Source organism: Microcoleus sp. SVA1B4, from assembly GCF_036700545.1.
Taxonomy (GTDB): domain Bacteria; phylum Cyanobacteriota; class Cyanobacteriia; order Cyanobacteriales; family Microcoleaceae; genus Microcoleus.
In genome coordinates this window covers 118383-131099 of sequence record NZ_JAUBPB010000005.1, presented here as the reverse complement: position 1 = coordinate 131099, position 12717 = coordinate 118383, and the positions used below count along the sequence as shown (strand labels likewise).

Below are 12717 nucleotides of genomic sequence, written 5' to 3'. Positions count from 1 at the left end.
CTGTTTCTAGCGCAGCAAAAACTTGGGCGCAGTTAGCCAAAACATTTGGCTGCGGCCCACTGGGGAGCCGGTTTCCGGGAGGATTAAGCCGATGATACCGGCTTTTTTGAGAATCAGGGCATCTTGCGATCGAGCCCAAAGCAAAGTTTCTGCCCAGTGGCCTAAGTCTGGTTGGTGGCCCACTAGGGCCAAGCTGCCACTACCGATGTCCTGCCATTGTTTGTACCACTCCAGCCAGTTCCCGATGTCTCCTGAAGGTGCGAGGGCGGCGGATTCTTCTATTTGGGAACTCAAACCGACTGTTTGCAGGATTTGGGCGGTTTGCTGGGCGCGCAGTAGGGGACTGGTGAGAATCAAGTCAAACTGAATTTCGAGCTCGTACAGCCGCTGGGCAATTTTCCTGGTTTTACGATCGCCCTCTTTAGTCAGCGGGCGTTCTGAGTCTGTATCATATTCTTCGGGTGCGGCGGCGATACCGTGCCGGATCAGATAAATAACCATATATCAATACTTCCAGGCATGGGGTCCCGTTTTTCTAGGAGCAGTCTAGGATATACCTACCTTTTGCCTATTCTACAACTGTATTGAAATCTGGCGCTGTCATCTGGTTGGCGCTTGTGTAGCGATCGCGCCCTTGTCGTTTCGCATCATATAATGCTCGATCGGCGAGGGCAATAAGTTCATCCGGTGATGTTTCCGCAGTGGGAATCACAGTTGCAATTCCCATGCTAACAGTCACGATCGTGCTCACATTAGATTGCTCGTGAGGGATTCCCAAATCTCGGATTGCCTCTCGGATCGACTCAGCAACCGCGATCGCGCCATCCGCATCCGTATTCGGTAGGATAGCAGCGAATTCTTCCCCCCCGTAACGTGCAAACAGATCCGATGAGCGTTTAACCGCTTGTGCCGCCGATGAAGCCACTTTTACTAAACAAATATCCCCCGCTTGATGTCCGTAGCAATCGTTATATCGCTTGAAATAATCTACATCCAACATAATCAACGAAAGCTGTTGTTTCCCCTGCATCAGTCGGTGCCATTCCGACGGCAATCGCTCATCAAAACAGCGGCGGTTTGCTACTTGTGTTAACCCATCTGTCGTAGCAATTAATCTTTCTTGTTCTGCCCGGTGTCTGAGCATCTCCTCGGCCCGCTTGCGTTCTGTAATATCAGCAAAAGTCGTTACTACTGCATAGGGTTGAGACTGATTCATCTGGAACAGCGGTTGCGAATTAATCGAAATCCAAGTCAGCGTTTTATCCGATTTGTGAATGCCCATCACCACATTTGATAGGGGTTTTCCCGTCCGTAGGGTAATCATTGCCGGATGCTGTTGGCAGGGGAAAGGAGAGCCATCTTCGTGAACGGTTCGCCAGTCTAAATCTATGGATGTACGCCCCATCAGTTGTTCGGGGGTCAGTCCGAGAATCCTTCCGGCACTAGCATTACAGGTCGTAATTTGTCCGTCTGCTAGCTGAAGTACGACGCCTTCAGTCATGCTTGTAATCACAGAACGATACCGTTCCTCGCTCTCCTGTAATTGACTCAGGAGAATGTTTTTAGCATCAAACTCTGAAGCCAGATGCAGGCTACCCGCCAAAAACCCCGCCATCAGTTGTAAGGTATGAATATCTGACTCTGTAAAGGCACAGGGTGTAGCGGAAACAACTTTTAAGACGCCAACCCGATCGTCCTGATAGAACAAGGGAACAACCACCAGTGACCGGATACCAATGCGCTGACAGACAGCCTGATCCACCCGTGCATCGGCTTGTGAATCATCGCAAAGCATGATTTGGCCGGTCGCAATACATTTTCCCGATAAACTTGTCCCTACTTTGATCCGTAATCCCACATAGGCGCTGGCGATACCGCTGGCTGCCCGATACACCAACTCATCCCCTTCCAGCATTTCAATCACGGCCCCATCGGCACCGAGCGATTTTTGAGTTCGATCGGTAATCACCGCCATCACTGCATCCAGGTTAGGATTGGGGGTGGCGATTTCCTGTTGGGTGGCAATCACCACCGCCAGACGATCGAACTCTTGTTGTAATGCTGCTTCTGCTTGCTTGCGATCGGTGATATTTTTCATAAAGCAGTGATGCCCGATCAATCGCTCCTGCGAGTCGTAGGCCGCCAACATCACCACGTGCTTGTAAAAGATCGAGCCATCTTTCCGGATACCCCGGGCCTCAACCTCCACTCGGCCCTCGGCTAGCATTTTTTGATAAGCGGCCATCATCCTGTCGCAGTCTTCGGGATGAACTGTTTTCTGCCAACTCCTACCAACCATTTCTTCAGGCTGATAACCTGCTATATTCGCGTAGGCTTGATTAACGGTGATGTACCGTCCGAAAATATCCAGCCGCGAGATGCCCTCAACGGCATTAGCAAGAGCTGTACTCAATTCTCTGAGTTCTGTTTCTGCCTGGACAAGATCCGTAATGTCTTGGGATGTACCAAACAACCGAATGACTTTTCCCTCTGCATTGAGTTGAACCTGTCCTCTGGCTTCGGTATGGCGGATAGAACCATTCGGGCCCACGATTCTAAGGCGCAATAGATAAGGCTCTCCGTGACTGAGCGCTCGTTGAACTACCAGGTGTAGCTGTTTGGCACTTTCGGGATGGTAAAGCCGCAGGTTTTCTTCATAAGTAGGTTCGCCTAGGGCCCTGGATCGTCCCAAAATCTCGAATAGTTCGGGAGACCAGGTAATTTTACCCGTAATCACGTCCCACTCCCAGTTACCGATGTGGGCAACCCGCTGGGCTTCTGACAACCTAATTTGACTCTTTTGCAGGTCTGTTTCTGTCTGCTGGCGGTCGGTAATGTCCTTTTCGTTCACCAGCAACATCGGGTTGCCCGTTACCGGGTCGTTGGTACACCGCACGTCCATCCCATGCCAGCGAATTCCCGCCAGAGTAATCACTTGAGCCTCCGTGCTAAATACCTCACCGGACTGAATAACTGCCATTGCTCGCTCTCCTACTTGAGAGTCAACAAAGCGGCTCAGAAAAGCATTATCTGTCGCAGAGCCAGGGTGCAGCGCATCCCCGTAACAGCCCAATGCCGCCGGGTTTTGCAGCAGCGGCACACCTTCGAGGGTGTACAGCGAAACCATCAGCGTGGTGTGTCGGATTGCCTCGATCGATCGCAGGGTTTCCGGCTCGATTTGAGGAGCGGTTTCGACCGTACCCTCCACCAGGATTGCCAAACGCCCGCCATCAATCCTGATGCCAGAGCACCGACAGCCGACAGAAACAGGCTCACCGGCCGGGTAAAACGTCCACTGCTCAGACAAGGTTTGGCCTTGCTCAAACTGCTCCAAATAGCTCTGCAAGCGAATCCGAGTAGACTCTGACAACATATCCCTAAAGTTGTGGCTCGCCAGTTGCTGGCGCGTCGAAGCATCCCACAGGTACAAGGAGGCTTGGTTGGCCCACCGGATTTGCCAATGCTCAATATCAAATATCCAGATCGGGTTTTGCAACAAGTCAAAGGCTTTGAGGTGGACAATATCGCCGCTCAGGGAACAGGCAAACTCTGGTTGTAGACAATTTTGATGATTGACTCTGGGCGCACTTTCTGTATTTGGATCAGTTTGATTTGGTTCTGTTTCGAGTTCCGGCGGTTGATTTGGCCCGATCGCCGGGCCGTGAGATTCCAAGTGCCGCATCCTCAACCCGATGTGCATTGCAACCTGTTGCAGGATCTCAATGTCGAGAGGTTCCCACTGACGCGGACTTCGGCATTGATGAGCAATCAACAGTCCCCAAAGCTTCGGAGATTGCTGCTGTTGGCCATCTAGCAAGATTGGCGCAACTAAATTTGCCTGAACTTGGATGCGATCGAGCAATTCGACATCACAAGCTTGAATATCACCAGCGTGAATATCAGAAATGGCACTCGTTTCCCCCTGGCTGTAGCGATCTACCCAGGTAGCTTCAAGGCAAGAGTCATGAATCAGTTGTCCCTGGATTGGCCGCCACTGATCGCCAACAGATTCAGCAAATACTACCCTCTCTCTATGCGGTAGGAATCGATAAATAATCACGCGATCTGTTTGCAGCAGCACCCTGGTTTCTTGTAGCGCACATTGCAAAATTGTCTCCAGATCCACGAACTCGTTGATTTTAAGTGCAATTTCTGAAACTTTTTCTATGCTTTTCTCTAACGACCAAGAGAAAGTCTTTTTTGTAGACATCTCCGTGTTCCTTGTTTGTTTAAGCTATTTTCTACTATTCTAACCCGCCACAAATAAATATAATAATTTCTTTTAACTCGTAGGAATCGCTGGCTGGGCTTAGGAAAAAATCAATATTTATGTGGCTAGCCAATTTTATGCTGACTGCTACAATTGCTTTTTTGATGTCATTTAGCCAAAAGTTTAGGTTGTTTGGTATCTATTTTGCTTCTTCTCAATCGTTTTTTGGCTAATTATTATCGCAAAGCTACTGCACCAACTATAACAAATTGTGATTGATTTAGCGAAGAAATAATAAAATTTCCCAAAATTAACCCTGTATAATTGTTAAAACCTAATAATTCTTGTGGAGTTTAGTAAACTAGAACACACTAAATTTGCCCCTCAACCTGGTTTTTTTATCAAAATACTTCGTGATATCCCTTGACAATTGTTAAAAAACCCGGTTTCTTTAGTGTATGATTTGGGAAAATTGGTAGAAAATTTATTACTGTTAGTCCTGGAGAACTCAACCGGGTTTTTCAACCTCCTTACTTCGTTAAAACTGAACATATTGCACGATTTTAAATAAATTTTCTATGGGCGGATTCTCCTGTCCTACCCGTACTACCCACAATAAAATTTAATTTTTATGGGACAGGCCGGAAAGCCTGTTCCTGGCAGAGGTAGACTGGGCGGGAGTTCCAACCCTGAATAAGAGTTAAAAAACCTGGTTGATGAGAGTTGGAGTGCGGGCCTGACTGATTGTCAAGTTGAGATTGTGCCCGGAATGAGAAAAAAACACGGCCAAACCTGGTAGCAACCGGAGGTCGAAAAGCTCGCATTCCCAGGCTGTTGCTGGAATCAATACCGCAGCTAGAAACTCCCGATTGATATCGTGTCCGGTCGAGGAACCGCGATTTTTGTAGGGGCGAGTTCACCAAGAATACCTGCCAATAATTGACAATCTCAAAAACTCGCCCCGACCGGGATATTACAGCATATTCCATGTATATGTGGTACACACAAGAAGAGAGACGCGAGTAAGGTGCGTCGCCACCCGTCAATCTGCAATCTTTATCAAATATGAAGGAGCGACGAACCCTACGGACTACGGACTAACACCACATAATATAGCTGATCCTATACTTCATGAACCACCGAATATGCTGTATGACTAATCGATCGGACATGATATTAATGATCGTAAACAGGATTGTCTTTAGGACTAATTAAATGCAGCAACTTTTGCTTAATCTGATCGTCGAATACTTCCCATTTTAGCCTTGCATAATCGCTCTTCTCATTCCCGCCAGAAAGAAATCCCACGGGAATTTCAAAACCTCCAGCTTGACTTCTGCCACCACCAAAAAAGCGTCCTTGAGCATCTTGACCGAAGGCTTCTTTAATGAATTCGTCGGGGTCGAGAGTAAGTTTATTAGTTCGCAGCGAGCCAATTACTACTTCAATTTCTTCGTCTTTGTCGTGAACAATTGCGTAAACAACGGCTGTATGTACGTTCTCCTCTGTTACTAAAAAATCCGCTGCTTGGGGAATAGAATCCCGATCGTCATAGCGGAGGTAGCCGATGCCGGCGATCGAAAAATTGTTCTGGACGGTGCGGTGTTTGAGCGATCGCTCGATCGCGTCCATCACCCACTTAGAACGAGACGACTGTAACACTGCATTCAGCAACTGCGGGTCGTAAAACCGGCTCAAATAAGCCGCAGCTAAAAAGTCCTCTTCCTGAGCTTGTCTGAGGGCGATCGTATCTGATCGCAAACCGTGCATCAAAGCTGTAGCACACTTGATGTGCAGACTGACGCTGGCGTCGAGAGTTAGGAGTCCAGACTGTAAATACTCGGCAAAAATCGTGGCTGTAGCACGGATTTGAGGGCGCAAATCGGTAAATTCTGCGTTCATTTCCCCCTGCAAATTGTGATGATCGATGACGGCGGCGATCGGAACTCCAGCGGCTAAAATATACTGGGTTAAGTTACAAGTCGTCCCTTGATTGTCGATGAAAGCGCAGCCCTGAAACACCGACAAATCCTTAGTTTTTAGTGTTTCCACCGTCCAGCGCTGCAACGGCAACCCTGTCAATTTAACTAAGGCAATATTTTCTTGGTGGCTGAGGGCGCCGGCGTAGATAATCTCGCATTGGATATCGTATTGTTCGGCGATTAATTTGTAAGTCCAAGCGCTGGAAAGTGCGTCGGGATCGGGAAAATCTTGCAGCAAGATTAACTGGCGAGTGCCTTTGTGCCGATCGAACATTTGGCGCAATTGCTCGACTTTGCGATCGTGCAATTCCTCGCGGAGACGGCCGCGATTCTCTTCGGAAGCAACTTCGGCTTTGCTGCGCCGTTTCCCAGGCGCAGTCACTCCGGCTACAACCTCGCTGCTGGCCTCAAGTTCACCTTCGCGGTTGCCGGATGTTTCATCGGAATTGTTAGGGGGATGGTCTTTCATCGTTGAAAATTAACAATTTAACTATTTCAAGATTTGCACGACATTCGATCTTAAACCCGGTTTCTTTGTAGATGCCTGTTTGTCAAAGCCCATACTTTTTACGAGAAACCTGATTTAAGATGGTAAATTCTCTGTTTACTTTTTTAATTCATGGAGAGAGTGCGTGTTGCCAGGAACGAAGCAATCTCAGAACTAATAACTCCCGCAAAAAACCCCCGCGCTTGCGCTGACAGGGGTTTTAAAGGCCTATTACATATTTTTGCCATTCTTTGTGCATACCGCTCTTAACGTGTTTAGTCACTTCAAAATAAAGACCGCTGTGAGGTTTCCTAGGCGGATAGCGCAGCGACATTCCCGCTTCTTTCGGCGTGCGGCTGCCTTTATTGACATTGCAGCGCACGCAAGCGGTGACGAGGTTTTCCCAACTGTCCCCTCCTCCGCGCGATCGGGGAATTACATGATCGAGGGTTAAATCGTCCCCCGTATAACTACAGTATTGACAAGAGTGTGCGTCCCGGTGCAAGATGTTCCGGCGGGTTAGCGGAATATCCTTATAGGGAACTCGGACGTAATGCCGCAGTCGGATCACAGTTGGTAGCGGGAAGTTTGGCGCAATAAATTTCCCGTTGTGTTCTACCTGTTCTGCTTTTCCTTTCAGCAACAAAACTACCGCCCTTCGCCAATTGGTGATGTTAAGGGGTTCGTAGGAGGCGTTCAGCACCAGAACATTGCCCATTGTTGATTATTAAAGAGAATATTTTTCCCGATGGTAACACAGGTTCCACTTTAGGTGGGGCGGGATCGGGAAGAGCGAGGCGATCGCAAAAAACGCTGAAAAACCAATCCTTTACCCTATACCTTCGCGCCTGCGCCCCCTAGGGCTGCATCTATTTTCTGCCTTTGGTGTTTGTCAGCGAGCTTTTTTCCCGGAGTTTTGGCCCAGATGAGGCCAGTGTGTGCGATCGCAAAAATTTGCCAAATAAATTTTATTTTTTTCTCTAAATGCCTAATCTTCCCGGCAACAAACAGTTTAACTTTTTAGACTATTAGTAACCTTAAATGAAAAAGCTTATTACTGCTCATGAAATTTCGGCTCTTAAAGTCAGTTTTTAGCGCGTCAATTATTGCCCTTGCTGCTCCGATTTTAGCAAACAGTCCAGCCTTCGCCCAAGCGCCTTCATTCTTCTGTGGCGCTACTGGTGGCCGCCCCGCTACAATTGCTGTCCAACAAGGCAAAAATATTCCCGTTATTTTGTGGCTAGCTGATAACTATTTCAATGAATCAGGAGAAGATGCGATTACTCGGTGCACCAGAGTCTCAGGAATTCTCAACAACTCGCAACCGCAAGGAAGCTGGGATAATATTGTCACAGCAGGTGCATCTAGCAACGGTCAATTAATTATTTGTGCAGCTAATCCTCAAGACGGTTCCTGTAGATTATTATATCAAGTACCCAAAGGGCAAAATCCCGAACAAGCCAGACAAGAACTCTTAAGAAGAGTCACAAATCCTAATGTAAGTGTTTCGCCTGTTAAAGTAAATTGATAGTCATTAGTAGGGACATGGCACCGTGCCCATAGGTGTCAACTTAAGCTTTTCGTCTGCCAGTCCTCCCGCTCACCCGGCAGTCCGCCAGGGAATGAATTCCCTGTCTAATAGCTAAAGTCCTCTCAAAGAGGACTGAAGAACTCATTAGTCCTCTTGAGAGGACTTTAGCTTTGAGGCAGGGGTTTCAACCCCTGTCGGACTATCGGTTTAACGTTAAGTTGACACGAAGAAGGGCACGGTGCGGTGTCCCTACTTGCAGATAGTTGAAACTCTTGTAAAATACTTCGGTTGAGTGGCGAAAAAATTGCAGCTTTGCTTCAGCAATTCTTCTAACCCTTCAACCTGCCTCAACCATACAGTGCCGTTGCTTCCAGCTACAGCAATTTGTTTTCCGTCTCCACTCCAACTGACACTAACAACATTCTCCTCGAACTCAAATTGAGCAACCTGCCGCCCCGCTAAATTCCACAGCCGTACAGTCTTGTCAATTCCCACTGTAGCAAGCCGTTCTCCGTCGGGACTAAAACTAATTGATTTCGCATCAAAATGCAAGGTTTGAAATTCCTTAACTAATTCTTTTTCTGACAGATTCCACAGCCCAACTTTGCCATTTAATGTTACTGTAGCAAAGCGATACTGGTGTTGAGCCGGAGTGAAACTGATCCCAATTGCCTGAATAGGCAGTGTTTTTTTTAGCTTGCCCGACAAATTCCAAAGTCGCACTGTAGATTTGCCATCTAAAGTCGTTATGAAATCACCCTTTGGGCTAAAATTTACGCTTCTCACTAAGCCGTTGTGACCTGGGAGTTTCTGGCTAGGCGATACTAATTGTGGCAGTTTAGACAAATCCCAAATTGCAGCATAGCTGTCTATCCCTGCCGCCGCTAATAACTTTCCTTCAGGGCTAAAAGTGATGCTGGTAACAGAGCCTTTAATTCCTTTCAAAGTAGAAATATTTTTCCCTGATAAATTCCATATTTTAACTGTGCTGTCCCTTCCGGCGGTCGCTAAAAATTTACCATTCGGGCTAAAGTTTACCATATTAACTGACTGCTGCAAAGCTTTCCATTCAGCAATTTTTTGCCCGGAAAAGTTCCAAATCCGAACTCTATCGTCTATTCCTGCGGTTGCTAAAATCTGCCTGTGTGGGCTAAAACTGACGCTGGTAACTGCACCTTTATGAGCTTGCCAATTTATCTTTGTTTGCGGAAGTGATGAGGCTTTTGTCTGGTGTGTTTCGCTAATTCTATCGAGGATTATTTGTAATGCTAACAGCGGTCTAGTTGCCGGATATTGTTCTAGCTTAGGTTTGTTTTTAACCAAGGTTTTTAATTTTTTCCCGGAGGCGATCGCCCTCAGTAAAGCTTCTGATAAAGCTTCGGTGTTTTCGGTTTTTTGAGATACCGCCAACAGTAAAGCATCGCTGCCATTTTGTTCGATTTCAATACTTGCTTGTGCTAGTTTAAACCGCTGGTAAGCGAGAGTTGAAAAGCCGATCGCTGTCACTAACGATGCTGCCAGTACCGCAGAACCGATGCCGATCCACTGTTTGGCTTTTTGTTTGGCAGAGTCAGCTTCACTCCAAGCTTTTTCGGCATCGCAGACAGCTTTTTTAGTTTCTAGTGTAGCTGAATGCAGCAGTTGATTTTGGTCGCTCAAAATAACTTTCTGGCTGGCAGTCAAAAATTGAAAATCTTCGTTTCTCAAACTTTTTCCGGCCGCCCAAACTAATGCTGACTGCAAATCATCTCCTCGCAACAGTTGGGAATCATCTTCACAGCTAGAATTTAGCCAGAGTTTGATGGCTTCGGAGTAAGGCGAGAGTTTTTCTAATTTGTGTTCAATTAAGTCTTGGTTAAATACAGCTTGATAAATAGGATTAGAAATTGTTAATTTTTCCCGGCGTTTAACGATTAATCCGCTTAATCGTAATTCCATTTGTTCGGCACTGCCATCGGGGACAATTTCAGCTTGTTCTAAAATTTGCTGATATAATCCTAGTCTCCTGACAATGCGCTGGTTTTCTTTGAAAAGCCGATCGCGAATTGTGGACAAATGTTCTGGGACATCCTGAGATTCCCAATTCTCCACTATTTTCAAGTGCACTACCTTTTCAACCCACTCTTTAGAAGGGTGAATGTTATCTTTCTCCTCCCCTTGCCAAGCAGGGGCTGGATCATCCTCCCCCCCTTGGCAAGGGGGGGCTGGGGGGGGTAAATTCGGGATTAATTCGGCATTTTCTAGCAGAAGTTTGCACAGCTTTTGAGTCAAAAAAGGTTGCCCGCCAGTCCAATACAAAACCTCTCTCAAAACTTGGTTAGGGCTGTCTGTCAGCTCTGCCAACCCCGCTGCTAGCGGTTGAGCTTCTGTTTCGTCAAAACCAGTTAATTCGATCGCCTTGCCAATATTAAAAGGGGTATTGCTGGTGGCATTTTGCTCGCGGCACAAATCCGTCGGCGATGCTACACCTAAAAGGGCCCAAGTTAGGCGATCGAACTCTGAATTGTTGGCGCGCTTGTTGTAGCACGATCGAATTAACGCTAAAAAATCATCGGCGGGAAAATCTAGGGCGAGAATGCTGTCGATTTCGTCAATAAAAATGACAATATTGCTGGAAATGTTCGGTAACAGTACGGTTTCGATGAATTCGCTCAATCTTTGAACCGGAGTTAAAAAATTGCGATCGCGCCACCAAGTCCGCACGTTGACAATATCCGACAGGTTAAAATTATTTTCGAGAATGCGTAGCAAACCAGCATACCACTGTTCGGGAGTTACGCCGCGATTGCCAATTTCCGAAATGTCGATCGCAGCACAAGCAATTCCTTCATTTCTCAGCCGCTGAATTGTCCGCACCTGCAAGCTAGATTTGCCCATTTGCCGGGAATTCAAAACATAGCAAAATTCCCCCGCCTTCAATCCGTTATATAAATCGTCGTCTGCTTGCCGCTTCACATAATTGGGAGCGTTATTTGTCAAACTCCCACCGACTTGATAGTAACTAGGCTTTGTGGTATAATCCATAGGATAAAATGGTAAAATCAAAAAAATATATTGGGGTCATTCTGCGGTTAAAACCGCTACTACACGAACAAAGTCCGCCCTCGCGAGACTGAAGAAATGAGGCGTATTAAAGGAATCTTTTGTATCATATATTGTACCATAATACAACATGAAAACTGATTGGACTGGATATAACGACGACAAAGACAACTTAAGAGCTGAAATTTGGTCTTTGCTCAAGCAGCAAGCCGCATCTATTGGCGATCCGTTTGGTCATATTCCCAACTTTGTTGGGGCCCACTTGGCGGCCGAAAAATTGGCAAATTTACCAATTTGGCAACAAGCAAAAACGATTAAGTGCAATCCAGATGCGGCGCAAAATCCGGTGCGGATGCGAGCTTTGCAAGATGGAAAACGCCTGTATATGGCAGTACCGCGATTGACAGACGATCGCTGTTTTGTTGAGTTGACTGCTGAGGATTTGCAGAGACAAAATATATCAATTGCCGAAAGTGCGATCGCCCGCAAAGCACTCGATTGCGGAAGATTGGTAAGTTTTGAAGAAATGGAGCCCATTGATTTAGTAATAGTCGGCTGTGTAGCAGTAACGCGCAACGGTGGAAGAACCGGGAAAGGTGCCGGTTTTGCCGATTTGGAATTGGCGATGTTGACCGAATTCGGGTTAGTACAAAGCGATACGCCAATTGTGACAACAGTGCATCCTTTGCAAATAGTCGAAGATTCGCGTTTACCGATGCAAGCTCACGATTGGGCGCTGAATAGGATTGTTACTGCTGAGGGGGTAATTGAGACTAATACAAGTTATCCGCGTCCAATTGGGTTAAACTGGGATAGTATACGGCCGGAACAGTTGGAAAAAATTCCAATTTTGCGAAAGTTGAGAGAGCAAGACTAGATAACGAGTTTCTTTGCTAAACTTGCCTATAGTTTACTATTCCAAAAAATATGAAAGTTATTTTGGGCGACATCACAAAACTCGAAGTTGATGCGATCGTGAATGCTGCAAATAGCAGCTTACTGGGTGGTGGTGGAGTAGATGGAGCAATACACAAAGCAGCAGGTTCAGAACTTGTTCACGAGTGCCGATTGCTTGGAGGATGTAAGATTGGGGATGCTAAGCTAACTAAAGGATATAACTTGCCTGCACGGTTCATCATCCACACAGTAGGGCCAGTATGGCGGGGAGGTAATCATGGAGAACCTGAACTCCTGGCCGAGTGTTACCGCAAGTGTATGCAAATCGCCGCAGATCAAGAGTTAGAGAGTTTGGCATTTCCTGGCATTAGCACCGGGATTTACAAATATCCTAAAGCTCTAGCAGGTGAGATTGCAGTGAAGGTATGCTCGGAATATATACAAAATAATGGTGGTTCTCCAAAAGTAATTTTTTGCTGCTTCGATCGAGAGAATTATGAAATTTATGAGAGGATTCTATCTAAATACAACCCTAAAAAATCTCTCTAAAACTTCATCTGACGCACCC

At 46.6% G+C, this 12717-nt stretch carries 8 protein-coding genes; 3 read left to right on the top strand and 5 right to left on the bottom strand.

Translation table 11 applies throughout. The features are described from left to right. Positions 1-6: 6 nt before the first annotated feature. The 4 genes from sixA to QT987_RS04335 all read right to left on the bottom strand — a co-directional run bounded on the left by sixA (position 7) and on the right by QT987_RS04335 (position 7397). Positions 7-501: a phosphohistidine phosphatase SixA gene (sixA, locus tag QT987_RS04350; RefSeq protein ID WP_333054609.1), complete on the bottom strand. Its 495-nt coding sequence runs from the start codon at positions 499-501 to the stop codon at positions 7-9. A 67-nt stretch (positions 502-568) separates the two neighbouring features. Next, positions 569-4210: a diguanylate cyclase domain-containing protein gene (locus tag QT987_RS04345; RefSeq protein WP_333237595.1), complete on the bottom strand. Its 3642-nt coding sequence runs from the start codon at positions 4208-4210 to the stop codon at positions 569-571. Positions 4211-5386: 1176 nt separating this feature from the next. After that, positions 5387-6661: a bifunctional oligoribonuclease/PAP phosphatase NrnA gene (locus QT987_RS04340; protein WP_333237592.1), complete on the bottom strand. Its 1275-nt coding sequence runs from the start codon at positions 6659-6661 to the stop codon at positions 5387-5389. Between the two features lie 238 nt (positions 6662-6899). Beyond that, positions 6900-7397, bottom strand: a complete 498-nt coding sequence (locus QT987_RS04335) for an HNH endonuclease (RefSeq protein WP_006633674.1) — start codon at positions 7395-7397, stop codon at positions 6900-6902. 345 nt (positions 7398-7742) lie between these two features. On the opposite strand from QT987_RS04335, the gene QT987_RS04330 reads away from it, so the two are divergent. Continuing rightward, a complete protein-coding gene (locus QT987_RS04330) occupies positions 7743-8207 on the top strand; it encodes a COP23 domain-containing protein (protein ID WP_333237590.1) in 465 nt (154 codons plus the stop codon). A 252-nt stretch (positions 8208-8459) separates the two neighbouring features. Here QT987_RS04330 and QT987_RS04325 read toward each other — a convergent pair whose 3' ends face one another. Continuing rightward, the gene (locus QT987_RS04325; protein ID WP_333237588.1) at positions 8460-11234 is read right to left on the bottom strand and encodes an AAA-like domain-containing protein; all 2775 of its coding nucleotides are present in this window, start codon (positions 11232-11234) and stop codon (positions 8460-8462) included. A gap of 148 nt (positions 11235-11382) precedes the next feature. Between QT987_RS04325 and QT987_RS04320 the strand changes: the two genes are divergently transcribed. Both QT987_RS04320 and QT987_RS04315 read left to right on the top strand, forming a co-directional pair. After that, on the top strand, positions 11383-12129 hold the full coding sequence (locus tag QT987_RS04320; protein WP_333237586.1) for a 5-formyltetrahydrofolate cyclo-ligase: 747 nt from the start codon (positions 11383-11385) through the stop codon (positions 12127-12129). Positions 12130-12179: 50 nt separating this feature from the next. Next, entirely contained in the window at positions 12180-12698 is a 519-nt protein-coding gene (locus tag QT987_RS04315) for an O-acetyl-ADP-ribose deacetylase (RefSeq protein ID WP_333237584.1), read from the top strand. Positions 12699-12717 lie beyond the last annotated feature (19 nt).

What these genes read in the sequence shown, in the direction of transcription:
- QT987_RS04345 (WP_333237595.1), bottom strand. Translation starts at nt 4,210, where the DNA reads ATGTCTACAAAAAAGACTTTCTCTTGGTCGTTAGAGAAAAGCATAGAA.
- QT987_RS04325 (WP_333237588.1), bottom strand. Translation starts at nt 11,234, where the DNA reads ATGGATTATACCACAAAGCCTAGTTACTATCAAGTCGGTGGGAGTTTG.
- QT987_RS04335 (WP_006633674.1), bottom strand. Translation starts at nt 7,397, where the DNA reads ATGGGCAATGTTCTGGTGCTGAACGCCTCCTACGAACCCCTTAACATC.
- QT987_RS04330 (WP_333237590.1), top strand. Translation starts at nt 7,743, where the DNA reads ATGAAATTTCGGCTCTTAAAGTCAGTTTTTAGCGCGTCAATTATTGCC.
- sixA (WP_333054609.1), bottom strand. Translation starts at nt 501, where the DNA reads ATGGTTATTTATCTGATCCGGCACGGTATCGCCGCCGCACCCGAAGAA.
- QT987_RS04340 (WP_333237592.1), bottom strand. Translation starts at nt 6,661, where the DNA reads ATGAAAGACCATCCCCCTAACAATTCCGATGAAACATCCGGCAACCGC.
- QT987_RS04315 (WP_333237584.1), top strand. Translation starts at nt 12,180, where the DNA reads ATGAAAGTTATTTTGGGCGACATCACAAAACTCGAAGTTGATGCGATC.
- QT987_RS04320 (WP_333237586.1), top strand. Translation starts at nt 11,383, where the DNA reads ATGAAAACTGATTGGACTGGATATAACGACGACAAAGACAACTTAAGA.